At 55.9% G+C, this 24,040-nt stretch carries 30 protein-coding genes; 6 read left to right on the top strand and 24 right to left on the bottom strand.

What is annotated here, in order from left to right; translation table 11 throughout:
- Nucleotides 1–32 precede the first annotated feature (32 nt).
- The 6 genes from EAY64_RS20255 to terL form a co-directional block, all read right to left on the bottom strand.
- Entirely contained in the window at nucleotides 33–662 is a 630-nt protein-coding gene (locus tag EAY64_RS20255) for a hypothetical protein (protein ID WP_147456190.1), read from the bottom strand.
- Nucleotides 659–1,699, bottom strand: a complete 1,041-nt coding sequence (locus tag EAY64_RS06060; protein ID WP_103523889.1) for a ParA family protein — start codon at nucleotides 1,697–1,699, stop codon at nucleotides 659–661. Before EAY64_RS06060 ends, EAY64_RS20255 begins: the two co-directional genes overlap by 4 nt.
- 234 nt (nucleotides 1,700–1,933) lie before the next feature.
- A complete protein-coding gene (locus EAY64_RS06055; RefSeq protein ID WP_103523888.1) occupies nucleotides 1,934–2,497 on the bottom strand; it encodes a phage virion morphogenesis protein in 564 nt (187 codons plus the stop codon).
- A 98-nt stretch (nucleotides 2,498–2,595) separates the two neighbouring features.
- Nucleotides 2,596–3,870 (bottom strand): phage head morphogenesis protein, encoded by a 1,275-nt coding sequence (locus EAY64_RS06050; RefSeq protein ID WP_103523956.1) that lies wholly within the window; start codon nucleotides 3,868–3,870, stop codon nucleotides 2,596–2,598.
- Nucleotides 3,857–5,440 carry a DUF935 domain-containing protein gene (locus EAY64_RS06045; RefSeq protein ID WP_103523887.1) on the bottom strand — a complete coding sequence of 528 codons (1,584 nt, stop codon included), beginning with the start codon at nucleotides 5,438–5,440 and terminating at the stop codon, nucleotides 3,857–3,859. Before EAY64_RS06045 ends, EAY64_RS06050 begins: the two co-directional genes overlap by 14 nt.
- 8 nt (nucleotides 5,441–5,448) lie before the next feature.
- Nucleotides 5,449–7,065: a phage terminase large subunit gene (terL, locus tag EAY64_RS06040; protein ID WP_103523886.1), complete on the bottom strand. Its 1,617-nt coding sequence runs from the start codon at nucleotides 7,063–7,065 to the stop codon at nucleotides 5,449–5,451.
- Nucleotides 7,066–7,086: 21 nt separating this feature from the next.
- Between terL and EAY64_RS06035 the strand changes: the two genes are divergently transcribed.
- Complete coding sequence (locus tag EAY64_RS06035; protein ID WP_147456189.1) at nucleotides 7,087–7,578, top strand: hypothetical protein; 492 nt, start codon at nucleotides 7,087–7,089, stop codon at nucleotides 7,576–7,578.
- Here EAY64_RS06035 and EAY64_RS06030 read toward each other — a convergent pair.
- Genes EAY64_RS06030 through EAY64_RS06010 form a run of 5 tightly spaced genes read right to left on the bottom strand, consistent with a single transcriptional unit; the run spans nucleotide 7,575 to nucleotide 9,524 of the window.
- The gene (locus EAY64_RS06030; RefSeq protein WP_103523884.1) at nucleotides 7,575–8,075 is read right to left on the bottom strand and encodes a DUF1804 family protein; all 501 of its coding nucleotides are present in this window, start codon (nucleotides 8,073–8,075) and stop codon (nucleotides 7,575–7,577) included. The genes EAY64_RS06035 and EAY64_RS06030 overlap by 4 nt on opposite strands.
- Nucleotides 8,075–8,296 carry a hypothetical protein gene (locus EAY64_RS06025; protein WP_103523883.1) on the bottom strand — a complete coding sequence of 74 codons (222 nt, stop codon included), beginning with the start codon at nucleotides 8,294–8,296 and terminating at the stop codon, nucleotides 8,075–8,077. Before EAY64_RS06025 ends, EAY64_RS06030 begins: the two co-directional genes overlap by 1 nt.
- On the bottom strand, nucleotides 8,283–8,888 hold the full coding sequence (locus EAY64_RS06020) for a hypothetical protein (protein WP_103523882.1): 606 nt from the start codon (nucleotides 8,886–8,888) through the stop codon (nucleotides 8,283–8,285). The genes EAY64_RS06025 and EAY64_RS06020 overlap by 14 nt, the downstream gene beginning before the upstream one ends.
- A complete protein-coding gene (locus EAY64_RS06015) occupies nucleotides 8,885–9,112 on the bottom strand; it encodes a DUF2644 domain-containing protein (protein ID WP_233566470.1) in 228 nt (75 codons plus the stop codon). Before EAY64_RS06015 ends, EAY64_RS06020 begins: the two co-directional genes overlap by 4 nt.
- Nucleotides 9,060–9,524, bottom strand: a complete 465-nt coding sequence (locus EAY64_RS06010) for a M15 family metallopeptidase (RefSeq protein WP_226034147.1) — start codon at nucleotides 9,522–9,524, stop codon at nucleotides 9,060–9,062. Before EAY64_RS06010 ends, EAY64_RS06015 begins: the two co-directional genes overlap by 53 nt.
- A gap of 823 nt (nucleotides 9,525–10,347) precedes the next feature.
- On the opposite strand from EAY64_RS06010, the gene EAY64_RS06005 reads away from it, so the two are divergent.
- Together EAY64_RS06005 and EAY64_RS20250 are read left to right on the top strand one after the other, a co-directional pair.
- Nucleotides 10,348–11,892 carry an AAA family ATPase gene (locus tag EAY64_RS06005; protein WP_158604620.1) on the top strand — a complete coding sequence of 515 codons (1,545 nt, stop codon included), beginning with the start codon at nucleotides 10,348–10,350 and terminating at the stop codon, nucleotides 11,890–11,892.
- An 8-nt stretch (nucleotides 11,893–11,900) separates the two neighbouring features.
- Nucleotides 11,901–13,001: a hypothetical protein gene (locus EAY64_RS20250; protein WP_147456188.1), complete on the top strand. Its 1,101-nt coding sequence runs from the start codon at nucleotides 11,901–11,903 to the stop codon at nucleotides 12,999–13,001.
- Nucleotides 13,002–13,372: 371 nt separating this feature from the next.
- Here the strand turns inward: EAY64_RS20250 and EAY64_RS05995 are convergent, their stop codons facing one another.
- The 12 genes from EAY64_RS05995 to EAY64_RS05940 form a co-directional block, all read right to left on the bottom strand.
- Nucleotides 13,373–13,822 (bottom strand): Mor transcription activator family protein, encoded by a 450-nt coding sequence (locus tag EAY64_RS05995; RefSeq protein WP_103523878.1) that lies wholly within the window; start codon nucleotides 13,820–13,822, stop codon nucleotides 13,373–13,375.
- Nucleotides 13,819–14,238 carry a gp16 family protein gene (locus EAY64_RS05990; RefSeq protein ID WP_103523877.1) on the bottom strand — a complete coding sequence of 140 codons (420 nt, stop codon included), beginning with the start codon at nucleotides 14,236–14,238 and terminating at the stop codon, nucleotides 13,819–13,821. Before EAY64_RS05990 ends, EAY64_RS05995 begins: the two co-directional genes overlap by 4 nt.
- A gap of 81 nt (nucleotides 14,239–14,319) precedes the next feature.
- Nucleotides 14,320–14,625, bottom strand: a complete 306-nt coding sequence (locus EAY64_RS05985; protein ID WP_226034146.1) for an HU family DNA-binding protein — start codon at nucleotides 14,623–14,625, stop codon at nucleotides 14,320–14,322.
- Nucleotides 14,626–14,652: 27 nt separating this feature from the next.
- Nucleotides 14,653–15,261, bottom strand: coding sequence for a DUF3164 family protein (locus EAY64_RS05980; protein ID WP_103523875.1), 609 nt, complete (start codon nucleotides 15,259–15,261; stop codon nucleotides 14,653–14,655).
- Nucleotides 15,258–15,638: a helix-turn-helix domain-containing protein gene (locus EAY64_RS20505; protein WP_181836551.1), complete on the bottom strand. Its 381-nt coding sequence runs from the start codon at nucleotides 15,636–15,638 to the stop codon at nucleotides 15,258–15,260. Before EAY64_RS20505 ends, EAY64_RS05980 begins: the two co-directional genes overlap by 4 nt.
- Before the next feature lie 17 nt (nucleotides 15,639–15,655).
- A complete protein-coding gene (locus EAY64_RS05970; RefSeq protein WP_226034145.1) occupies nucleotides 15,656–15,973 on the bottom strand; it encodes an HI_1482 family protein in 318 nt (105 codons plus the stop codon).
- Complete coding sequence (locus EAY64_RS05965; protein WP_103523874.1) at nucleotides 15,951–16,298, bottom strand: hypothetical protein; 348 nt, start codon at nucleotides 16,296–16,298, stop codon at nucleotides 15,951–15,953. Before EAY64_RS05965 ends, EAY64_RS05970 begins: the two co-directional genes overlap by 23 nt.
- Nucleotides 16,285–16,926, bottom strand: a complete 642-nt coding sequence (locus EAY64_RS05960) for a helix-turn-helix domain-containing protein (RefSeq protein WP_103523873.1) — start codon at nucleotides 16,924–16,926, stop codon at nucleotides 16,285–16,287. Before EAY64_RS05960 ends, EAY64_RS05965 begins: the two co-directional genes overlap by 14 nt.
- A gap of 10 nt (nucleotides 16,927–16,936) precedes the next feature.
- A complete protein-coding gene (locus tag EAY64_RS05955; RefSeq protein ID WP_103523872.1) occupies nucleotides 16,937–17,677 on the bottom strand; it encodes an AAA family ATPase in 741 nt (246 codons plus the stop codon).
- A gap of 10 nt (nucleotides 17,678–17,687) precedes the next feature.
- Nucleotides 17,688–19,763, bottom strand: a complete 2,076-nt coding sequence (locus tag EAY64_RS05950; RefSeq protein WP_103523871.1) for a Mu transposase C-terminal domain-containing protein — start codon at nucleotides 19,761–19,763, stop codon at nucleotides 17,688–17,690.
- Nucleotides 19,760–20,242, bottom strand: a complete 483-nt coding sequence (locus EAY64_RS05945; protein ID WP_103523870.1) for a hypothetical protein — start codon at nucleotides 20,240–20,242, stop codon at nucleotides 19,760–19,762. The genes EAY64_RS05950 and EAY64_RS05945 overlap by 4 nt, the downstream gene beginning before the upstream one ends.
- A gap of 65 nt (nucleotides 20,243–20,307) precedes the next feature.
- Nucleotides 20,308–20,613 carry a helix-turn-helix domain-containing protein gene (locus EAY64_RS05940; RefSeq protein ID WP_103523869.1) on the bottom strand — a complete coding sequence of 102 codons (306 nt, stop codon included), beginning with the start codon at nucleotides 20,611–20,613 and terminating at the stop codon, nucleotides 20,308–20,310.
- Between the two features lie 261 nt (nucleotides 20,614–20,874).
- Between EAY64_RS05940 and EAY64_RS05935 the strand changes: the two genes are divergently transcribed.
- From EAY64_RS05935 to EAY64_RS20355, 3 genes are all read left to right on the top strand, one after another.
- A complete protein-coding gene (locus EAY64_RS05935; RefSeq protein WP_103523868.1) occupies nucleotides 20,875–21,222 on the top strand; it encodes a hypothetical protein in 348 nt (115 codons plus the stop codon).
- Between the two features lie 117 nt (nucleotides 21,223–21,339).
- A complete protein-coding gene (locus EAY64_RS05930) occupies nucleotides 21,340–21,609 on the top strand; it encodes a hypothetical protein (RefSeq protein ID WP_147456187.1) in 270 nt (89 codons plus the stop codon).
- A 223-nt stretch (nucleotides 21,610–21,832) separates the two neighbouring features.
- Nucleotides 21,833–22,003 (top strand): hypothetical protein, encoded by a 171-nt coding sequence (locus tag EAY64_RS20355; protein ID WP_158604619.1) that lies wholly within the window; start codon nucleotides 21,833–21,835, stop codon nucleotides 22,001–22,003.
- A gap of 722 nt (nucleotides 22,004–22,725) precedes the next feature.
- Here the strand turns inward: EAY64_RS20355 and EAY64_RS05925 are convergent.
- Nucleotides 22,726–23,784: a hypothetical protein gene (locus EAY64_RS05925; protein ID WP_158604618.1), complete on the bottom strand. Its 1,059-nt coding sequence runs from the start codon at nucleotides 23,782–23,784 to the stop codon at nucleotides 22,726–22,728.
- Nucleotides 23,785–24,040 lie beyond the last annotated feature (256 nt).

Here is a 24,040-nt window from a genome sequence, read left to right as displayed (position 1 = left end):
TAGGACTGTGTGAAGGGGTTCAGTGGGTTGGTCTAGGTAGTTACAGACTCGATTGATTGAACTATATTCAAAATGGTTCTATTTACATAGTCTATATCTGTTGAAGAAATTGGCCACGGTTCTCTCGGGAAGTTAGGCTGTAAATCACCTTCGTGAGCGATTTTGTTTCTTCGAGAAACAATGATGGATAAACTTCTCTTTATCTCTTTTGCCTTTTCTGATTTGTTTGCTTGTGTAGCCCCGAGATGTATGGCTACTGAATTCCAAAGCTCAATGTTCGATATTAATCTGACGCCATCAGCAATTTTATCTGGATCTTGAAATGTAAGGGTGCTGAGTTTTTCTCGAATTTCCAGATCAAATGCGGTGCAGCATACTTGTGGTGAGGCGGCAGTTCGGATTTTACTTATCACATGATTTGGAAGCTGGAATTTGGAGTATGCTGCTGTTTCAGGCTTAATTCCTGAGAAAATATCTAGCATTCCTTGCGCAATTTTCTCGTGGATGTACAAATCTAAAGCACTGACTCTTGCTACCCACTCGGCGCGTAGAATTTCATCTGGATCTACTGCTGCTGTCAATTTTGATGAGACAAATTGATGCAGTACAGATAGTAGATCACACCGATTCCATACCATATTAAAATGATCGATGGGCTTCATGCGGTAAGACGGATGATTTTATCTGCGCATTCTGAGAATGCGTGGTTAAATCGAGCCATGTTCGCTTCTGATTGCTCTAGTACGGCACCTTGCTGTGCAAGCATTTCAGCTGTTAGTTCATAAACAGGTACTTGGTGCTCTTGAGACTTGGCAATGAGTCCATTGAAATCAGCAACTTCAAGAATTGGATTCCAAGCACTTGATCCAATTTTCGTTGTGAAGTCTGAAATATTAACCAAGCCTGAGTGAACTAAGCTGGGGATGAGTTCATGTTCTAGTCCATTGGTAAGTCGATCTATCCAATGTTGAAAAGCTGCACTAGCATTGCCATTTCTGGGTCTGTATTTTTGGATAATTGCCCCAATGAATTTTGTTTTTGGCTCCGGAAATGGATAATCCGCATTTTTTAATGCGTCAACTTGGCTGGCAGTTGATGCCCAAGCTGCCCATCTGGGCAGGGATTTGGAAAGTGAGCTAAGGGCCATCGAAGAGAAATAATCAGGATGCAACGGTACTAAAAAGTAGTCCGATGTCATTAATAAGTTCTGATTGATAGGACCAAGGCTAGGACTCATGTCCACCAGTACGTATTCGGCCTCATATTTTTCAGCAGTTTTGTCCAGTAGGTAGCGTAGGGAGCCGGGTAAGTTACGTAATGCTAATACTGAGCCACTTAATTCTTGAGCAATGCCTAGAGTTGTTTCGTATTCTGCAAGTCCAATATGACCGCGCAAAAGGAAAAGATTGTCATTGCCTTTCAATTGAACACACTCAGCCCCTTGAATCATTTGAGGTTTTGATTCAAATGCAGGTGCCAATGCATCTCTTATGTTATTGGGTGGATTGCATTCATATGTGCTCTCAAGATCATCTATACCTTCGTAGCCCATTGACATGCCTGTCAGGTTGCATTGCGGATCAAAGTCGGCTAAAAGAACTTTCTTGCCCATCCGTGCAAGCATCCAGCCTAAGTTGAATGCGGTTGTGGTCTTGCTGACACCACCTTTGTGATTGAAAAAACAAATTACATGTGCCATGTCAATATCTTTATTGAATATTTTGATAAAGTATTATGTCATAAATTGTATATGTTGCGCGGCAAATGTGAATTGCACTTTGGACGTTCCCTGTGACCTATGCACAGATTGAACTGCATAGTTCATCTTGCTAATGGTGTTTAGGTACCCGTTAGATTTATCAGAACTCGATCAGCCCTTATGGTGGTGGATTCTGAGAGTTGGAATCGCCTAGTAGCCTCTGCCTTGTCATCTTCAGTCCTCTACCTCCCCGCGCAGGTAGTCCTCCACCGCCCGTTCTATCTCCCCCTCATCCCAGGCCGTTAGCTGCAGGAAGGGCCGGGCCGGGATATTGCTGCCGGGGTGATTGACCTGTTTAACCGGGTGGCGGCCGGTGGCCCAGGCCAGGGCTTTCTTGTTACGCGGGCGGATGGTGTGGGGGCTGGTCTGGCCGCCGAATTGGTGGATGGCGGCATATTTCAGATTGCTGCCGACCTGGGCGCTGCTGGCGTCGCTGGCCTGGGTAATGCTGCTGGCCAGGCGGCCGCTGTCCTGCAGTATTTTCCCGCCGCGTACCTTGCGCTCAAACCGGGCGGCCGATACCTGGCCGCGCTTGGTCAGCGCCCCGGCGCGGGCCAGCCAGGATGAAGGCTTTAGCCCCAGCCAGGCCGGACGGCCTTCCTGGGCAAAGTTTTCTTCCACGGCATCGGCCATGATGGCGGCGATATTGCGCATCAAGGGGGTGGTGTTGACTGCCGCCTGCTGCAAGCTGTCCAGGGCGGCAGTAATCGCCTGATGGTCTACTTTGATGGTGATCATGGCTTATAATCCTGGCAAGCCCGGAAACACGGTGAATCTCCCGGCCGTAGGACGTTGCAAGACGGATCGCGTGAGGGGACAGGGAGTCCCTCCCGGGCTTACTTCTCCCATACCAGTTTGCTGCTGCGCCTGAGCCGGGCCACTTCCCGGTCGTTCATCGGGTGGAAGGTTTGCAGCCAGTTTTCCTTGCCGTCCCTTGTTACCTTGACCACCGCAGCCCACCAGCGGCCGTGTTGTCGTACAAACTTCAAATGCAGATCCTTTTCGGCTAGCACCAGCTCCGGCTGCTCCAGCACCTGTTGCACCCGCCAGTAATCTTCCAGTGCCACCGCTTGTCCCTGACGGTGGGCCAGCTGTTTGATCAGCGTGTCGTCGGATAGCCATACCGTCTGGCTGTCTGTGCCCAGCCTGGCCATGTCGGCCGGCTGCAGCACGCCCACCGGCCAGCGTTGGCCGCTGCCCATTGCCCGGCGTAATGCCGTGCTGTCCTGCCCATCGTTTAGCTGCTGACTGACGGCTTGTTCCAGCCGGGTATAGCTGCGGGCGAAGTCCGGCCCGCTGAGGCTGCCTTGCACATAGTGGCGGGCGATATCGGCAGGGTAATTGTCCAGCTCCGCTTGCCAGGCTGCGCGGCCGGGGTTCCAGCCAAAACCGGCATCGGCCATGAAGCGCTGGCCGGTGCACGGGTTGGTCCAGGCTGGGGCTGGGCGGGTGTTGCCCTGGCGGTCGATGGGCTGGTCTACGGTGTCGAGCTGGCCGCTGCTGTCATCGGCCTGCAGGCCCAGGCGGCTCAGGTCGGCACTGCTGCGGGTGCGGACCCGGCAGCGGCAACGCCAGCCATTGGGTGGGTAGAAGCTGCGCCAGAACGGGTCGTCAAAACGGAATACACGGCCATGCAGCTGGCGGTGCATGGGGCGGGTGCGGTTGTCCATTACCGCTACGTATTCCCACCATGGCCGCGCCTCGGCATTGTCCAGCTGTGCCTGGTAGCGCCCAGCCATATAGGCCGACTGCAGATTGGTGCGGAAGATGGTATCCAGCCGGCGCGGGTTCAGCCGCTTGCCGATGATCTCGCCGCTGTCCTGGTCGACGATGCGGCCCTTGCCCCACCAGCCTTTGGCCTCCAGCAAGGGCTGCAGGCGGTGCTGGAAGTCAGCCAGGGTTTCGCCCTTGCTTAACGCCTCGCCCAGTGCCTGCTTGATGTCGGCCAGGATGTCGAGCTTGGTAACACCGGCCACGGTAAAGGCGCGGGCGTGGGCTTCGCCCCACACCTCCTGCCAGTTAAAACCGATGGTGTAGCCCTTGGCTTCGAAATAGCGGATGGCCTGCTCGGGAGGCAGGTCGATGGCAAAGCCTAAGTCAGCTGTCGCCATGCAGGCGGCCCCACACATCGGCCACAAAGATGGCCTGGGCCAGCAGCTGTTGCAGCTGGCTGTCGTCCAGCTCCGGCCAGGCCGTGGCCAGGCTGGCCAGCACGCTGTCCGGGTGCTCACCGGACTGGATGCGGGAAATCAACGGGGCCAGCAGCTGCTGCACGGCGCTGTCCAGCTGCGGCAAGCTGATGTCGTCGATGGCCTGCTGGTCCGGGTAGACCAGTTCGCCCTCACTATTGCGCAGCACCGCACGGTAATGCAGCGCGGCCTTGTCGGCCTTGGGCTGTGGCCGCAGTGCCGGTGGCAAGGCCAGCTCTGGCCGTGGGGTGCTGAGCACTTCTTCATCCTCGGCAGGGGCCGGGATGGCCAGTTTGTCGCGCACCCAGCTGACCGGCACTTTCAGGCCCAGTCCCACCAGCTTGGGCAGGCTGTCGGCATAGCTGGCCATGTCTTCCACGGCGCGGGTGTCGAATACCAGGCGCGGCAGGCGGCGCGGGTCGATCTGGCCGGCGTTGAGTACGGCCAGCGGGTAGAGCAGATCGCGGGTGAGCGTGCCTTCCAGCTGGCGCGCATCGCTGACGGTGAGGTCGTGGCGCACTTCGTTGTGGATCTGGCCCAGCGCATTGGTGCTGGTTTTGCCATCGGCCTGGCTGGTGAGCGTGCCGCCCAGAATGGCTTTGCTCTGGGTACGCTCACACCAGTCCATCATCGCCTGGAAGGGGTCATGGCTGCCCTTGGCCGCTTCCTGGAACTCGATCAGCATGCCTTCCGGGATGATGCCGGCGGCGTTGTGGCCAATGCCGGCCACCGCCTGCAGCAGCGTGGCTTTTTCGGCATCGGTGGCCCCGCTGGGGTATTTGCCCACCCGCAGCGGCAGGCCATAGATTTCCAGAAACTCGGCCAGATCGCGCACCGCGTAGTTCTTGAACAGATAAGGCCAGCACAGGATGCGATGCAGTCCGGCGCGGGTGAGATAGCCAGACTTGGCGCGGTGCTGGTGCAGCACCCAGCCGAAGGGCCATAGTTCCGCACCTTCCATGGTGCCATCGCGCAGGCGCAGCGCATTGCCATCGGTCGGCAGGGTCTGGAACCAGCGCTGTGGCCGATGGCTCAGCCGCTCCGGCAGCCACTCCCGCCCCAATTGCTGCCACTGAATTTCCAGCGCGGCAAAGCCGTGGCCGATGCCGTCCAGACAGTCCAGCAGCACATCGTCCAGCTCTGGCATGTTTTCCAGCCACTCCTGCAGGCGGCCGGCCAGCGTCTTCTCGGCGGCACTGGCCTGTGGCGGCGCTTCGACAGACCAATCCAGCGTCAGCAGCACGCGCTTGCGCTTGCTCATCTCGGCAAAGATGTGGCCGTCTTTTTCTTCCATATCGGTAAACAGATCGGCCTGGGCGCTGAGCACGCCCTGTTCGGCTTCTTCCAGTACGCGATGCAGCCGCGCCGGGGTCAGGCCGCGTGAGGGGTGCTCGGCAAATGCCCGTGTCACCCAGCCGATGCGGGCGGTTTGTGCCTCGCCCAGTACCTTGCGTTGAATGGGCTGGCCGTATTGGTCTAGTAGTCTTGTCATGGCGGCTCCTACCAGGCACCACCGCCAAAGGCAGCGGCCTGGTCGCGGTGGACCGGGGTATAGGCGATGGCTCCGCAACCGCCAATCGCTGCAGCCCACAGCATCTGCAGCGCGTCCGGGCCGTCGTCGTGGTCGGCCTTGGGAAAGTGGCGCAGCTGTTCGATCAGGGTGTGCTGCGAAGGGTGCAGGCGGATCAGGCCATTGGCCATGTGTGGCTGCAGGGTTTCAATGCGCAGTAGCTTGTCGGCAATCGGCGTCACACCTCGTGCCGGCACCGGAATGCCACGGGCGGCAGCGCGCTTTACCAGCTCGGTGCGCATGAATTCCTGAAACTGCACCGACTCCACTAGCCACAGCAGGCAGCGGTATTGCTGCTGGAAGGCGATGACGTCTTCAATGATGCGGTCCGGCAGGCGCTTGCGGATGCTGGCTTCCACCACATCCAGCACGCCGCTGTGGCGGTTGTAGCCGCCCACCAGGATGGCAGACGGGTCACGGCTGGCACCGGCGCGGCCCAGCGAGGGGTCGCAGGCTCCGTAAAACAGCCAGTCGGCCAGCCGGTTGACCCAGAAATGAATGCACTCGGCAAACGGCGCATCGTCGCCGGATAGTGGGTCGTTTTGCTGTTCGCTGTCGAATGCCGCCTTGCCATCGCGGGCGCGCTTCACCATCAGCTGGTAAAAGCTGGTGCCGCCCGGCCAGCAGATCTGCACCCCGGCATCCATCTCCGGCTGGTGTGCCTGGTAGTAGGCGAGGGCGGCGTCCACGCCCTGGGATAGCAGCAGCTCGGTCCAGTGGTCCCACAAGTCCATGCGTTCCGGCCATTGCTCCACGGCGCGAAACTTGGCCCCATGCCACAGCGGGTTGGCCAGCAGCCGCGCCAACACCGAGTCGTAATGCAGGATGGTGCCGATGATGAACACGTCCAGGCTGTCGTCGGCATCACCCAGCGACAGCAGGCTCTTGTTGAGCCAGGCATGCAGCTTGTCGCGCTGCTCCGGGCTGCGCACATTGTCGTCGTTTTCCAGATCGTCACCGATCACCAGATCCGGCCGCCACGGCCCATGCCGCCGGCCACGAATGCGCTTGCCGGAGCCGAACACTTCGATCTTGGCGTCGTTGCGGGTAAGGATGGTACCCACCTGCCACACCCGGCCCTGGCCGCAGGCTTCGGGGAAATCGCGCAGCAGGCGCGGGTTGAATTCCAGCTCGGCCTTGATCGCTTCCAGCATGGGCAATGCCTGGTCCAGCGCGTCCATTACCAGGATGGGGTAGTGCTTGCGGCCGGTGATGACGCACCACAGCGTGCCGATCTGGGTAATCAGCGTGGACTTGGCATGGCCACGCGGTGCGGCCACTGCGTCGTGGTCGCCTGCCTGGTTGTCGATGATCTGCTGGAAGCGGGTAAACAGATAGTCATGCAGTCGCGCTGGCTCGCGCCGGGTGTAGTGCGGAAAGTAGGTGAGGGCAAAAAAGCGGAAGCTGGCCATGGCCTGCAGCCGGCGTGCCTGACTGGCGGCCGGGTCCGGGTCGAAGCCTTCACATTCGGACTCCAGCTGGCTGCGGTAGGCGGCGGCCAACTGGGCAAGGTCCTGCAGGAAGGATTTTTTGGTAAGCTTGCTCATGTCATTTCCGCGAGGTGCTAAATGAAACTTGATCGAGAAATACAACGCCAAGTATTAAATTCATTGCGTGAGATTTATCCCGAACTCACAACTATCCATTCAGATATTTTTACTGGCATTGAAATAGATGTATTACGTGCAAACGTTGCATATCTTCATGGACATCGTTTGATTGAAGCGTGGAATTCACATCTCGATGATCAGATTGGACTTCCCTCTACAACACCACCTCAATTTAAAATCTCTTCATCTGGATTAGACTTTCTTGAACAAGATGGTGGACTTTCCGCCATCCTCGGCACGGTTACCGTCAAGCTTCATGCCGATACCATCCGTGATCTTCTCGAAACCAGAATCATGGAATCCCAGCTCCCCGTAGCAGAGAAGAAACGCTTCGTGGATCAGTTAAAAGAGCTACCGGGAGAGGCGTTAAAAACACTCACCAACAAGCTGATTGAAAAAGCCTGTGATAACCCGGAAGCCGTGGTATCTGTGTTTAACAGCATTTTCTAGCCATACACCCGCGCCAACTCCTCCCCAAACGGCTCCAGCACCTCGACAAAGGCCTGAGCGTGTTTGGGGTAACGCTCCCGGATAAATCCGGCCAGTTTCTGCACCACCTCCATCGCGGTGGCCAGCTGGCTGGTTTCCGGCAGCACGCGCTTGCTGGCGGCCACGGTTTTATTAAATGAATCCGCCAGGCTGGCCAGAATCTGCACCTTCTTTTCCGGTGGAAAGTCCGGGTTGGCGTTCAGCGCGTCCATGGTGGCCTGGTACTGGGTCATGAAGCCGGCCAGCGCGGCGCGGGCTACCGCCTCGATGCCATCGCCGGCCAGCAGGTGGGCGGCGCGCAGCTTGTCCCAGTCGTCGCCCTTGTCCAGTGCCTCGCGCTTCCAGCGGCTGGCGGTGGACTGCGAGATGGCGCATTGCAGGGCGGCAATTTCCAGGCTGATGCGCTCCAGCACATAAAGGCGGCGCAGCTTGTCGCGGGTGTCCTGCCCGTGTGCCACTACAGGATTCCACGCTTGATCATTTCAGCCGCAATGGCGGTGCCGATGGCGGCAATGGCACCGCTGATGGCCCCGTTCTTGGAGGCGCGGATTTCCACATCACGCAGGCGGCCGTCCATTTTGTCGATACGGTCGTTGTGGATGTTCTGCCGTGCCAGCATCAGGTCCATCTTGCCTTCCATGCGCCCCAGCGCACGTTGCAGTTCTTCATGGTCTGGCATGGGCTTCTCCTTGTTGCAGACTGGACGGGCCAGGAAACAGCGCCCGCCAGCCATCCAGTTGCTGTTCCAGCTGCTGGCACCACTGGCCATAGTCGGCCGCGTGGTAAAGCAGGGCTATGGGTGGTAATCCGCCTGCGGAGGCGGTGGTTTGATCGGCTTGAACCGCAGCTCTGGCGTCGGCTGCGGGCAAATATTCATCGTCACTGGTGTAACCGAGCGCGGCGCGGTAGAGGCGCAAGCTGTCAGGGCCAAGGCCAGTAAAACGCTCGCCATCCTGCTGTACGACATGGGTAATCCTCCGGCTGAGTTGTGCCTGGCTGCGGGCCAGATCGGCACGGGCCTGCAACAGTGCCACGCCCACCTGGTAGGCCTGTTCCTGCAGTTGTTGCTGCTCACGCAGCGCGCTGGCCAGCGCCTCGGCCTGGGCTTCTGCCTGCAGGCGCTGTTGCTCGGCGTGGGTGGCTTGTTGTTGGGCGATGTCGACCAGATAACCACGCTCGGCCCAGCGGTAACCTGCAGTGAACAGCCCGGCAGCCAGGGTAGTAGCACCCAGCAGCCACACCCAGCGACGATTAGCAAAGGGCAGCGTCATGGCCGCTCCTCCTGCTGCAAGGCATCGCGGGCAATCGCCGCCCGCTTGGAGGCCTGGTTCTGCGCCACCCAGGCCGCCAGATAACCGACATACAGCCACTCATCCAGCTTGCCCTGCACGGTAATCCACAGCAGCACCAGCGAGCTGACCACGAAGGCCCCCACCAGCGTGCTATCGCTGGTGGACAGCCGGCCACTGACCGGGTTGCGGATCAGATCGAGCAAGCCCATTACTGCCACCCCCTGGCCAATTCAAAATGCGGAACTCGCGAAACTTCGCCCTGGGGTTGCCATACCAGTTCAGCCCCAGCGCCTCGCCAATGCGGCCCATCACCTGCCAGTGCGGGTGGCTGGCCGACCATTGCGGCTTGCCGCCCAGCATGGGCACAGCGTCAAAAGCGCGCGACGCGGCCTTGCCCTGGATGGTGTGGTTGTGGGCGGACTGCCCGGAGCGGGCATTGGTCACCTTGGGGCCCGGCTTGCTGCGGCCCTGGGCGTACAAGGCATCCTGCTCGGCCCCGGAACGCCAGGTGCAGTAAATCAACACCTCCACCCCGGCATCCGCGCACTGGCGCACGAAGGCATGCGCCAATGGCTGCAAGTCGGGGTGAAGGTCGGTAAGAAGGCGGCTGGCCATGGTGCTGGCGTCCATCAACAGTGAGTAATGGCCACCAGAATAGAAAAGCGCCCCGGGCGGGGCGCTGTGAAAGGGTTCAGTGGGGGCGAGTCAATACATGCTGACAAACTGACAGCAGGGCATCGTTGGTGCTTTCTCTTTGGGCTGAAGAACAGGCTAGGGTGGGGGAGCTGTTTCCTGCCAATCTGGTTGACCATGACGATGTGGTAATATGGCTGCAGTTAGCCAGTTCCTCTCGGTCGTTATTTCTGCAGACCAGCAATTTGAGGGGTTGCTTCGATCGGTTAACTACCGGATAGCCTACGCGTATAACTTGGCCACAGCTGTTAGCATTTATTCATGGTTCTAAGCGGTCATTCTTATTCTTTGATGACGAACAGCGACCTTTGCTTCGGAAGCACTCATTAAGGAAGGCCTTTTATAGAATATGTTCATCTAGAGTTGAGACACATTCTTGGGTAAATCCAAGCTAATTATCCTACAGTCCATAGTGATGCCCCTAGAACCGTGAGGCGATAGCCCTCTCAGGATGGCACCGCGGTGCTGATGCAGGAAGGAGCATCTATTACATCAATAAAATCATTCATGTCTATATTCTAAAGCTTTGGCATAATAATTTTGTATTACATCATATTTATATGCTAATGAATTTTTTGTACTTTTGTCGCAAGCTTGGCAGAGATAAAACTTTATCTGGTTAATCAATAGGCATGCGTCTGGGTGCCACCTCTTCGGGGGATTTTTGAAGTCATACTTTGTGCACATGCCACTAGAATCGTGTGGTTAAGTTGCATTGATATTAAATTTTGCAAAGGATACGTGCGTGAAGCTTAACTCATTGAGAGTAAGAAACTTCAGAGGTTTTTTGGATACGGGAATTGTCTCATTAAAACCAATCAATTTAATGATTGGAAAGAACAGTATTGGAAAGAGTTCCTTTTTAAGGATATGGCCACTCTTTTCGCAAGGCTCTTTGGTAAATAAAACATCGCCAATTCTTTGGAATGGAAATTTGGTTGATTTTGGCTCGTTTGGCGATGTTATTTCTAGGTATTCTGATAATAAAATCATTAGTTTTGAATTTGAAATGCTGCATGGTGGATTTGCACAAAATTACAAAAGATCAGTTGCTTCCAAGGCTTTTGTAAGAATGTTTGGGCCTTCGCGCGTGAAGGTTTCAATTGATGTTGGAACTAATGAGACAAGAACTATTTATAAGAATTTAATATTAGATGTTTATGGTTATAGGGTTGAGTATCATTTTTCTGATGATGGTGTTTTAAATAAAGTTTCTTGTGGTCCAGATAATTTACCATATCCAAAATATTATACAATCGTCCCGGTGCAAAGTTTTTTGATGCCTTTGTATGACTTTCTAATAGAAACTAAGGTTGATAATAGACTCATTCCTGCATATTCGCCTTTGTACATGAATTTATTTTGGTTTCTTAGAAACAGGTTGCATGGTCGACTTTCTGATGAGCGTGTGCATGAAATTGCTGCAAAATTAAGAGTGATGGGTAGTGAAGATGCGATAATTAAACTGGCGTCTAATCTTCCGTATGCATATGCGACGTGGAAGAAATTTATTAGCGAAGTGTTGGAAGATAAAATATTGGCATCCTCGTTTGCTAGGGCTGTTGTTATGGCTGCGAGTGAGTTACTGTTGGCTGATATGGATTCGGATATCAAGAAATATTTTGAAGCTGTTAATTACATTCGCCCAATCAGGGCGACCGCTGAGAGATATTATAGGAAACAAGAGTTATCTGTAGAGAATATTGATGCAACTGGGTCAAATGTTGCTTTTTTTATAAAATCCTTGGATAGAGGTAGTCTTAATAGATTAAATGATTGGCTAAATGATACGTTGGGTATTAAGGTTGCAACCCATGATGCGGAAGGTCATGTCTCAATCAAGATAGAAGATACATCAACTGGAAGAATAGACAATATTGCTGATATCGGGTTTGGTTTTTCCCAGGCCTTACCCCTAGCGGTACAGGCATGGTTGGCGTTTGATAATGGTAGATCAAGCACCAGTTCGAAAGGGGCAGTTGAAAAAATTTTGGTTTGGGAACAGCCAGAATTGCATCTGCATCCAGCGATGCAAAGAAAGTTGGCTAGATTGATTGCTACGGTAGTAGAAAAGGCGCGAAATGAAAGTATTAAATTCGTAATTGAAACTCATAGTCAATCAATGGTAAATGAGATTGGTGATTTGATCGAGCGGCAGACTTTGTCTCATGAGGATGTTCAGATTTTATTGTTTGAGCAAGAGTCTGGCGGTTCAACAGTTATTAGAACCACAGGTTACGATGAAGAGGGTCAGTTGATAAATTGGCCTTACGGGTTCTTGTCTGTTTAAGGTCTGCCATGCTCGTCTTTCTTGAAAACAGTTTGGCGTCTGAGATCTGCGTAGCAGATAATGATGCTTTGTCACTTTTTAATCAAATTATTCAGTTGCACGCAGCGCGTAGTCACTTTATTTTGATGGCTAGAAGTGCCATTAATGATGTGCTAGAAAGCGTTCCAGAAAAACTTTGGACTACAACCCCTGTTATTTTAGATCAAATAAAAACTCAAGCAAGTGATGGTTTTTCTATTAAGAGTCAATTAAAATATTTTGTGGAGATTTCTCATATAGATAAGCCAGAAAAAATAAAGCGGGTAACGGTTTCTGGTAAGCATGTTTGGAAAATGTCACTTAGTGCAGCACTTGATTGGCTTTCTTACCCTTCGAATTTGATAGGGGAACACATGAGAGATGCTAATATTTATGCCGAGGCGGCAAGGCACTATGCGATTTTAAAGGGGTTTGACCAGAATTCATTAAGGGTTTCGAAGGATATGACTGGCGGATGTGGAAATGGCCCAGGGGTTGCGCAAGAGAAAATAAGAGAAAAATCAAGACCGATATTGCTTATTTTGGATAGCGACAAATTAACGCCAGGTCATCAAGGATCTGACGCTGTAAAGGAATGTAATAAAATACAATCACAAAATGATGCAGTGTTCTTGTTTAAATCTACGGATGCAAGAGAGTTAGAAAATATTCTTCCTCTTGGTTTAATTGAAGGGGCGGTTCTTGAACGGCCAATTTCTCCCGATCGAGATAAGTGGCTTGAAAATATCAAAATATTAAGGAATATACTTTCCGCTCACCCCGTTGAATATAGTTATGTGGATATTAAGAATGGGACGTGCAAAAAATGGATCCAGTCAAAAGGTGGTGCCGTCTTGAAGTTTTTCGTAAAAATGCCTGTTGTATCTGAATGCAATTGCTCTGGGGGATGTGATGGGTATGTTAGTCCGCCCGTTGTGGAAGATATTCTCGATTGGGTCAAGGATTTTCTTTCGTTGAAACGAGCAGATTTGACGCTGAAAATGGTGGACTCTAACATTGATCAAGAATGGATGGAGGTTGGTGAGGTTGTTTACTCGTTTGGTTACGCGAATAAGCAGCGGGTAATTTGACTTCTTCGGTTTAGTATAAAAAATAGTGGTGGATTTATTAAAAAATAAATCCACCACTATTTTCTCTTTAAGGTTAAAAACTTTATCGATTGAATCGCCCTTTGTTTTCTAGATGCTTTTGTAGCTGCTTTAACATGTAAAGAACAGTGTCGGCCGAGAAGTTCTTGTTCAGTAAATACTCTGAGCTTCTGCTCTGCTCAGTAAGTAGCCTTGGCTACCCTCGGCGACTAAGGTCCGCAGAGGGACTTTAGCCGACTGTGCGAGTTCTGGCTGGCTCGTCATATTGGCCATACTCTAAATCTTCCCCACCTGATGTCATTCTTGGTCAGCATCAGCAAAAAGTGCCAGAACTAGCCAGACAGGCACCAGCCTTAAAACAAATCCCCTTGCCCAGTAGCTTGCGATTGCTCATCTTTTTTCAAAATACTCCACACGTGCCGTTCGGTAATCTGGTACTGCCGCGCCAGCTGGTGCACGGCGTGGCTGGCGGGGTGGTGGCGGGTGAGGGTGTCGAAGCTGTCGCGGATTTGCTGGTTGCGCATGGCGCGCAGGGCGGCGGCGCAGCGCGGGATGGCCAGTACCTCGCCACCAAAGTGGCGGGTAAGGATGTTGGCGGCGTCCACGCCCACCACCTCGGCCAGGGCTTCGTAGCGGATTTGTCCCTGGCGGCGCTGGTTTTTACTGACGGGAAAAGTGGTGCCGCCCCAGGCTTCGATCAGCTTGAGCGCCCTGGGCAGGCCGATCAGGCTGGCGATGAGTTGCGCCATTTCCGGTAGCAGGTGCTGTAGCTGTTCCAGCTGCTTGGCGTGTTCCGCTTTCATTCGGTTTTCCTCCCGGCGCGGCGTGCGTCGATCATCAGCGCGGCGACCAGCTTGTGCAGCTGCTGCGTGTCCAGCCAATCCACCTTGTCTATTGCATACATGCGCCTGGCCATGGCGTCGGCGTAGCGCCAGGGGCGGCGGGCTTCGGCCAGCAGCGCCGCTATCTTGCCCATCAGCGCCTGACGGCCTGCGCTGGGCTGTGGCCGTTTGCCATGGCGGGGGCCGGGTCTGGCGACAAAGCCCAGGCGCTGCATTTCTGCCAGCACCTGTACTAGCTGCGGCTGGTCCAGCTGGGTACTGCTGCTGCAGCCGGGGACGATGCGTGCCAGCAGGCTGCGGTAGTCGGCATCGTGCATGGCCAGTTGCTGGCGGGCGATGTGCAGTTTGGCGATCAGGGCCTGGCGCGTGTCTTTCATCTGCTTCCCCTTTGTTTCTTCTTGATGCGTTAAAACCTGTTACGGAGCCGGCCGGGTTAACGGTCGGCTCGATGTCGGGTTTTAGTTGAGGCTATCCTTCAAGGCCTTGCCCGGCAGGAACACCACCTTGCGCCTGGCCGGGATGGCCAGGCTTTCGCCGGTTTTGGGGTTGCGGCCGGTGCGGGCGGCGCTGGTGCGTACCTTGAAGCGGCCGATGCTGGCGAAGGCGACTTCATTGCCTTGCTGTGCTTGTTCGCGGATGGTCTGTTCCAGCGCATCGACCAGGCGCAGGGCGTCCACTTTGGCGAGGCCGGCCTTGTCGGCCAGGGTGCTGATGAGTTGTTGCTTGTTCATGGGGTGCTCCTTGGTGGTCGTGGGTTGCTGCAATGTGACGTGGCCGGTCTCCGGTCGCGTTCAAACACTGGCGATGTCCAGCGGCAGCGCCTGGTACTGGTCGCTGTCGCCAATGCGCTCATAAATGCGGATGTAGCTCTTGGAGCATTGCACCCGCACCGAGTCGGACAGCGCCTGCATGGCGCGCTGCCATTTCTCGTCCTGGATATCGAGCCGACGCAGGCCGAGAATTCGGCCGGTGCTGATGTTGCCGGCCTTGTCCACATTAAAGGCGTCGCCGACGATGGCGCGGATTTCGCTGCGGGCGCCTTCGGTCCACTCATGCAGGCATTCGTCGATCAGGCTTTTGGCGGCTTGCAGCCCTTCGTCGAATGCCAGCGTGTCCTGAATGGCGCGCAGCAGCTTGTAGCGGCCGTCAAAGCTCAGCAGCGAGACATTGCCCTTGCAACCGCCCAGCTTGGCGCCATAGCGTTCGCCGGACAGCTCGACAAAGGCATTGATGTCACCGAATACGGCGGTTTTGAATTCGGCCAGGCTGCGGTTGAGCAGACGGGCGCGGCTGACGATGTCGTTGACCAGTTCGTCGCGTGCCTGGTCGATGGGCTTGATGTGCTCCAGCGGCACCAGCCGGCCACGGGCGTCCTGTTTGTAACCTTGCGGGGTGCTCATGGCTGCGCCTCCTTGCTGTTGCCCAGTACCTGGGAGATGTGGCCGCTGAGGGTGAGCAGTTCGCTGGCTCCGTTGCCCAGTGCTGTCATGACCAGCCGGCAGCGCTGGGCGGTGGCTTCCAGCATGGCGCTGTCGATGTCGCCAGCCAGCAGGCTGCGTACCAGGTCGGCATTGGCCGGGGTGATCTTGCTGGTATCGATGCCCAACTGGTGGCGCAAGCGCACCAGCTCGGCCACCGGGGCGGGCACGCTGCGTTCGTTTTCGTAGCGGCTGCCGCCGGACTGGGTGACGAATACCCGGCTCCAGAACTGTTGCTGGTTCAGCCCTTTCTGGCGGCGCAGCTGGCGGTAGTCTTGCGGGATGTTGGTGTCGCTCATGGTGGTCTCCTGGTGGCTTAGTGGCCGAACTCGGTCCAGACAATGCGGCAGCCTTCCAGCTGGAACTGCCCCTGGCGGTAGTGGCCGAAATAGGTGTCGTGGCCAAAGCTGTAATAGACGGCGTCGCCGCTGGCGATCAGCCGTTGGCAGCGCGGGCTGGTGCGGATACGGATAGTGGGGCGTTCGGTGTGCTGCAGGTTGGCGCTCACCACCGACAAGCCGCGCTCGGTGAGCTGGCGCACTGCCTGGGCAATGCGCAGCGCGGCCAGCAGCATGCTGGCGTTGTCCTGGGCATGGGGAGGCAGGGTGGGGTCAGGCAGCATGGTTTGGATCATGGCTTTCTCCTTCGGGTCGGTGCGGGCAGTGCTGGCAGGCGCGCCAGTGGGCCAGCTTGCTGGGGTGATGGGTGGGGGCACGGGCCAGCGCCACGGCGCGGCAGTCTTCCTGGCGGATGTCCTGTTGCAGCCAGGGGCAGTGCAGGCTGTCCAGCAGCGCCAGCGCCTTGCGCGCCACATGGCGGGTGTTGCCGGGATATTTGCCGGCCAGCACCAGGCTGAGGGTGGTGCGGCTATAGCCCAGGCGTTTGGCCAGCTGGCCAATGCTGCTGGCTGCGGCGGCGCGGCGCAGCAGAGCCAGCCAGCGCGGCTCAGTCGTCGTCATGGCGGATGTCCTCTTGCCAGACCACCCTGGCCAGGTTGGGGTCGTATACGCATTTGCTGCGCTGGATCATCGGCGGGCGCGGGCCGCTGTATTTGCCGGGCAGCAGGCGGTAGCGGTTGAGGGTTTTGCCCTTGCCGATGCCCAGCGGGCGCGAGGCTTCCACCAGTTGCAAATAACCGGCGCGGTACAGGATGCGCAGATAGGTGTTGGCGCTGTCGTCGGCAATGTGGATGCCGGCGCTGGCGGCATGCTGGATCAGTTCGCGACTGTTGAACTGGCCGAGAATGCGCATGGTGCGCCACAGGGTTTCGTTGCCACTGCCCTGGCTGACCGGCTGGCCGCTTTTGTTCAGGCGCGGGGCTTCCACGCCGTTGTCACGCATCAGCCGATAGCGCTTGCCGTTGCCATTGCCGCTGGCCGGGCTGTGGGCGTGCAGGTAGCCGCCTTTTTCCAGTGCGCGCAGGTAGCTGACGATGGTGGCGCTGTCCACGCCGCTGGCGCGGGCAAGCTCGGCGGCGCTGAGGTCTTGTTGCCGGGCGCGGATGATTTCCCAGATGCGCTGGCGTTTGCTTTTGCCGCCGCGTTGTTCCAGCTGGGCGGGCAGGCGGTTAGGGAGCGGGGTTTTCATGGCGGGCTCCTTACGCGGCGCTGCCATGGCGGCGCGGGGCTTCGCCGGTGTACAGCGGCCGCTGGCCCCAGGCGGCCAGGTCCACACTGTCCAGCCCTTCCACCAGGGCGGTGTCGTAGACATTGACCAGATTCACCGACACACGGCGCACGCTGCCATGGCTGAGGGTGACCAGGTGCTGCAGCAGATCGTCGGCCAGCGGGATGTCCGGGCAGTAGATGGCGGCCAGCTGGCGGCTATCGGCCAGCGTGACCGCAGCGGCCGGCAGCCAGGACAGCACGCGGCCATGGAAGCGTTCGAAGCGCTTGAGCTTGTGCGGCAGCTGTTCTTCGCCCACCAGCAGCAGGCTGGACTGGCTGCCTTCGTAGATGTCGCGCACCAGTTCGATCATGCCGTGCTTGTCGGCGCAGTAATCAAACTCGTCCAGGATGAGCGGGCGGCGGCTGGCAGCCAGTTGTTCGCAGATCTGGTCGAGCAGGGCGGGCATGGTGCCGCCGGGCTTGATGCCCATTTCAAACAGGATTTTTTCCAGCAGGGTCTTGCGGCTCCAGGCGCTGCGCAGTTGCACGTAATAGGCGCGGCTACGGTTGGCCACCGCCACGGTGGCGGTGGTTTTGCCCCAGCCGGAGGGGCCGTAGTAGACGGCCAGGCCGGGCAGGCTGTCCTGGCGGTTGACCAGTTTTTCCATCACCACCGCGACCAGGTCGAGGTTGGCAATGGGGGCGATGCGGCCGGTGTGGGTAGGGTGCATGGTGCTGTCCTCAGGCGGTTTTCTGGTGCAAGACCTTGTATTCGTGGCTCTTGGCATAACTGACCAGCCAGCGTTGCTGCTGCGGGCTGAGCGGGGTGGCGCTGGCAGTCAGCTGGCGGTGCAGCTGTAGGCGTTGTTGTGGGTCGGCGGGCACGGCAAACTCGTCCGCCTTTGCGGTTGGCGTGCTGGCCGGGCTGCTGTGCAAGCGTTCGAACGCCCCGGCGATGTCCTGGCCGCGCAGGCCGGGCAGCACCTCGTCGGCCTGCAGGGTGAGGGCGGGCTGGCCGTACCGTTCGGCGCGCACTTCCTGCAGCTGGTTTTGCAGGCGGCGTTCGCGGCCCTGGGCGCGCTTGTCGCGGGCTTGTTGCAGCAGGCTGCGCGGCAAGTAGTCGCGCTGGTTGCCGTCCAGCTCGGCATGGCACAGAAAGTGGCCGGCGGCGTCGTACACCCACACGCGGCTGGGGTCGTGGATGTCGTAGCCGACATGCAGCTGCTCGCCGTGGTGTTCTTCCAGGGCGCGGGCAAAGTAACGCTGGCCTAACAGTTCGATTTCGCAGCGGCGCACGGTGCGCAACAATTGCGGGCGGAACAGCGGGCGCGCTTCATCGTCGCTTATGCTGTGCGGCACAAAGCCCTGGGCGACATGGATGGCCCATTGTTCATCCGGGCTCATGTGGCGACGGCGGCCCGTGGCCGGGTCGGTGATGCGTGGCAGGCTGCGATGCGGGCGGGCGTTGTAGTCGGCCACCTGTTGCTCGCAAAACTGCACAAAGTCGCCCCAGCCCAGCAGTGGCATGGCGGCGGCGCTGCCGCTGGTGCCAGACTGGCGGATGGCCTGGCGGGTGATCTTGAAGCTGCTTTGCCGGGCCTGCTTGTCCATGTCGCGGCCGACATAGCCGGGCAGGGTTTTGGCGGCCTTGACCCAGATGCTGTGGTGCAGCCGCTCGATCACCCCGCGTGCCTGCGAGTTGTAGGGCAGGCTGTTGATCATCTCGATGCCGAGGCGCGCCATGAAGCCAGTGGCGCTATCCAGCATCATCTGGTTTTTGTAGCCGCTACCGTTGTCGACATAAAACACCGCCGGAATGCCGTGCTTAAGGCAGGCATCGCGCAGCGCGTCCAGCACCACCAGCGCGCTTTCAGCCAGCCCCACCGACCAGCCAACAGCCTTGCGGGTGGCGATATCCACCAGCGTGGTGATTTCCGGTCGGAAGGGGCGGCCGTGCAGCGGGTGCTGCACTTCGGCGTCGAAGGTGTGGCCATCGGCGCTATAGATGTCGCCCGGCAATAGGTCGGCAAAGCTGCGGCGGATAAAGGGCTTGAGGGTTTTGAGTTCGCGTTCGCCCATGCGGCCGCTGTGGCGGCTGATTTCGCCCACCTTGCTGACAAAGCGCCGTACCTGCCACACGCTGGGCAAGTCAGCCTGGCCCTGTTCGGCTTGCCATTGCACAGCAAACTGGCGGTAGGCGTGTTCCAGCGTGGGTTTTTCCGGGCGCTGGTAATGGCGCATGAAGCTGGCTGCCCACGGCGGCACGGTCAGTTGCGGCTGGCGCTGCGCCGGAGCCAGCCGGCCTTGTTGCTGGTATTCAGCCAGCCGCAGCAGGCTGCGCACGCTGGGTAGCCCATCCGCGCTGGGCCGGCCCCGCTCGTTACGGGCCAGTTTCAGCATGGCTTGCAGCTGTTCGCTGGCCGTACCAAGCCGCGCCATGTCCAGCAGCAGGGCGGCGGCTTTTTTCATGGGGTAGCCGGTGCGCTGCATCAGCGATTGCAGCACCTGCAATACGCCAAGACGGGCATCGGCGCAGAGGGATTGCGCTGTAGTTTCTGCTTGGCTTGTTGCTGCTGGCGCGGGAGTGAGCGCTGGGGCAACTTGCTGTGTGAGCAGGCTGTTGACCTGGGCCTGCTGCATGGCCTCCACCACATAGGCGGGCGGGGTGTAAACCCGGCGCTTGCCACCCCGGCCGCTGACTTCCTGATAGGGCCAGAGTTCCTTGTCGGCACGGGCGAGCAGGGCAACCTTGCTGCCGGGCAATACCGCTAGTTTGAGAGCCAGCAGGTCGGTGGCGCTGTAGCGCGTGCTATTCATGCGTCACCACCGAACAGGGCTAGTTCCGGCACTCCGCTCTTACTGATGTTTTCGCGCTGATAAGCGAGTTTGGACAGTGTGCAGGTGAGGGCGGCCACCGTTTCGTCCAGCGATTCGCCATGCTGGTAGAAACGTACAAGTAATGACATGGCATCCGCAAAGCTGGCGTGGATATCGGCCAGGTCGGTGTGGTCAGCCTTTTTGCCACTAGCAATGCGGATGACTACCTTGTCGCCATGGGCCAAGCAGAGATAGTCGCTGATGAAGCTGGCGCCACTGAATGCTTCGAACTGGCGCAACCGGTTAAGTGGCATGGATGTTTCGGCCAGCCAGCGGTAGTAGGTTTTGAGTTCGACGCCCATCAGATCCGCCATCACCTTTGCCGGCCGGCGCAGCTTGTCAGCTGCGTGATCGGCGCATAGTTCGATGGCTTCTTCCAAATTGCTGGCGTAGCGGCTTTTCCAATTGGGTTTTCTCACCAGGTGTTCCTCCAGGTTGAGAATCGTGCTGCTGGCGCAATGCGTGGTGCTTGCATACGATTCATTCAGACAAAGGTGCTGGCGCTGTCAGCCAGTACCATGGCGGAAACCAGGGGAGGCAAAACCGGTTTAGAATGGCGCTTCTCGTAGCGGCTGGGCCAGATCACCTCCGGTGGCTGGCCGATGGTGGCAGCGATGATGCGCTCAGCCTTGGGCCAGGGACGATCCAGGGCATTGTTGAGTGCGCCCGAACTCAGGCCGATTTCCCGAGAAAGCTTGCGCAAGGACCAGCCCTGTTTGTGCAGGGCCGCTACGATGTCCGCACGGTGCCAGTCCGGTGCGGTTTTTTTGACGGCAGCAGATGTGTTCATGCCTTAATCCTTTGCGGTGATTAGGTGTGAACACGTTAAGTGTTAAGAAATTAACGGTCAATGTGTTAAGTGATTAACACTTACCGTTTCTGTACTTTATGCCTGCTGCGCCAATATTCAGCAAAACCGTTGCCTTTATTGGCAAATTGTTAGCTCTTTGACAGTTTAAGTGTCAGGCGAGGCTTAACGGTTAAGTGAGGTAAGTGTTAGGTGCAGGATTTGTTATCAGCCAGTGAAATTGCAGCACTGCGCCTTCCCGGCATGCCGACGTCGAAGCCGGCAATCATTGCCCGCGCCGAGCGTGAGCAGTGGTATCACGAAGTGGTGACCGGAAGGGGTGGGGAGCGCCGCGTGTATCGTCTGCCCGAGCAATATCTGGCAGAGCCGGCAGCCTGCCGCGTGCCTGCTGCTGCAGAGGGCATTCCCACGACGCTAGACCTGGGTAAGCTGCAGTTGGTGGAGTCGGTGCTGGACCGGATGCTGCAGGAGCGCGGCCTGGTGCTGCATTCAGACCGTCGCGGGATGGTGGTGGCGTTTCTGTATGACTATGTAGCCAGGGGTGGGAGTTACGACACCATGACCCAGGCGCTGGACGCGCTGGTGGCCTGACTCTACTTTTCGACAGTTTCCAAAAGGACAGGCTGGAACTAGTCTAAGGGCCTGTCCAATTGCTAGGCCCCACCCAACCATGCCGGAAATACGGATGTCGAGCGCCTCAAGCGGCTATTGAATGATGCACTCGACTTTTCTCATCAATCCGGCCCGCGCTATCTCCATCCTTCACCCGTCATGCATTCTGCCGCCAACGATGATGCCTATTCGATTGCGCATTCCGCAGCAGAAATTGATCAGTCTGGTGTCAAAAGCACTGCAAATGCAGTCAGTCTTCAATCATTCCTGCTCATTATTTTGCAAGACCTTCTGGATGGCCTCATCAAGCTGATAACCTCGTGCTTATTGGCTTTCGCCCCGATATCACCCATCAAATACCGGTGACAAAATAACTACTCCCCCACACTGTGCTGCACTTGCCGAGCTTCGAGTCAATCCTGCGCCTTCCCCCTGGTGATTACATTGTCGCCGGCCGGTGTATTGGGCCCTGTGGTGGCCCGATGTGGATTTTGCGGCAAGGCAATGAGACTTTCTTGCTGGATCAGGCATTTTATGACTGGATGCATGAGCAATAAGTGGCGCTGGCGTCTCGCTGACAGATAAGCGCATGGCACCGGAAACCCTACACCAGGTGCGAGGGCTGCATGATGATCCCGATATAGGGAGGGGCTGCCCGGTGTGGAAATGGAGCAGCATCATCAATGTGGCGGTATTTTTGACGCTGCCTTTAAAACTCAAGCCGTCGCATTCATTACCGGGAGTGGCTGCCAAGCCATGATTCGGCAGACTCCCCGCCAGAACCTCTAAATGCCAGCACTGAAGCGGAATTTCGCTGATCTGCTGGCTTTTTCTTAGCAGCCATCCGCAGGCCCGTCGCCAGCTGTACGCGCCAAGGCTTACGCAGCAGCCCAACGCTCTGCTGGCCGGCATTGCCTATGCTCGTAAATATCTGCTTACGCGAACGATAATTTGCATTGCCGCTTCCGTACGGCGGTGGGGAAGGGACCTTTGCATGGCCAAAAATCCGCCTCACTTCCAAAGGCCATCTGTTGGCATGCTCGATCTGGAATGGCTGACTACTTGCCAGGGTCGACCAAAGGTGATGGTAAGTGCGAATTACTTTCCAGCAGAGGAAAGTTGATTTTTCAGAATAATGGCAATAAAGATCGCTATCATTACTTGCAGGATGATAGCCCATCGGGTGAGTTCAGCATCTTTATACTTCAAGTAACCGAAAAAAAGGCAATATGCAGCTTTGAAGAAATGACTTTATTGGGGGTTGCGAATATATGGAACTCTTCACCAATCAAATAGCACAGCCTTTTGTGAAACATAAAATTGGCAGTGCTGAAAAATAAAAACAGTATCAATAGCATTTTCAGACCTGATTCAGACCAGACACTAGAAGCCTGCTCCCGAGGATGGTTTTTCCTGCCGCGTCTGCGCGAGGGGTGAGCAAAGAGGAATTGTCTGGCAATTAACTCGAAAGCTTATTATTTGCTATTGCATATCCATATATTTTTTAGGTATGCGAATAATTCCGTTTTGATGTTTTAAATTTTCGTCAAGTGAGCATACTTTCACAGACTTTGATTCTGGAATTGAAACGTACCATGCGTCACTATTTGCGTACCAATAGCACAATACCACAGTATTGTTTTCTTCGATTGCTGAGATATTTTTTAAGTAGTTTTTGTCTTTGAATAAAATTGGATCAATTTGAAATTTCTTGGCAATCCCACCGCCGTTGCCATTTGCGATGAGCGAAACCGCACCGAGCCGTTCACCTTGCAGTATAAGAGCAAGGCATACCACGCAAATAAACGTAAACAAAGAGATGCTCATCACCCCGTTCGTATTTCTCCTGGCATCGTAGAATACAATGACTGCCATTAGTGACATGGCAGCCTGGATGCAACAAATAAAAATTATCCAGTCAGTATCATTATTTATTTTTAAATCGTAAATACTTCTAATTGCGAGTGCGTTGGTTATTACAAAATAAAATGATGCAAAGTTTAATACCGTCGCCAAAAATAGGGCCGTGCTTGCGTTTTTATTTTTTTCATCCCCGCTGAGATAGAAATGAATAAGTGCAAGTGCTGTTGTTGCAGCAAAAACAGAGAGTTGGGTTATGAAGAAATTCTCTGCATTGCTGGCTAGGGCATGAATTGTGGCGCCAAGAATAATCGTGGAAGGTAGTATGTGATACCAAATAATAAATAATTTATTTTTTTCTTGGGAAATAAAAGATCTTACTTCTTTGTCTGATAGCATCTGATGTGGTACTAAGATGCCAGCACCTAGAAGTCCTGCGCCTAAAAGGGCGATTGTTCCTAATACTCCAGAAGATTCGCCGGTTATGTTGATTGGAATTCCTGTTGCCATTCCAAATTTCATCAGCAGCCAAGTGCCGATTGTGGTTAGTGTTATCCCTATAATTAATAGCGACTGAAATATTATTTGTATTTTTTTTGCCTTGATGTCAATTCTGTCTTTTAGTGGTAGTGAATTGAATTCCTCTATTTCGGTTATTTTGCTATCTTCCACGGGTTGCACGATATTTAGAGTCTTTCAAGTAAGAAGTTTCAGAGAGATATTTTTAAGCTGAGCTTTCTTAGAACCTTTGCGGACAATGACCGCTCCCGTCAGCGCGAGCCGATACAGTCGTGCCGCTCAGGGTGTTAAGCGGTCGGCTGTCCGAAGCGGCGCGACGCTAGCGCGCCGCAAGTTCCGACCGCGCCCAGAGTGGTACGGCTGGGGCGGGGTTTCGACGTGCTGCGGGTCGCCTTTTCTTTGGGTACTTTCTTTTGGC

This window comes from Aquitalea palustris (assembly GCF_003693445.1).
Taxonomy (GTDB): Bacteria; Pseudomonadota; Gammaproteobacteria; order Burkholderiales; family Chromobacteriaceae; genus Aquitalea; species Aquitalea palustris.
This window is presented reverse-complemented; position numbering and strand designations above follow the sequence as displayed.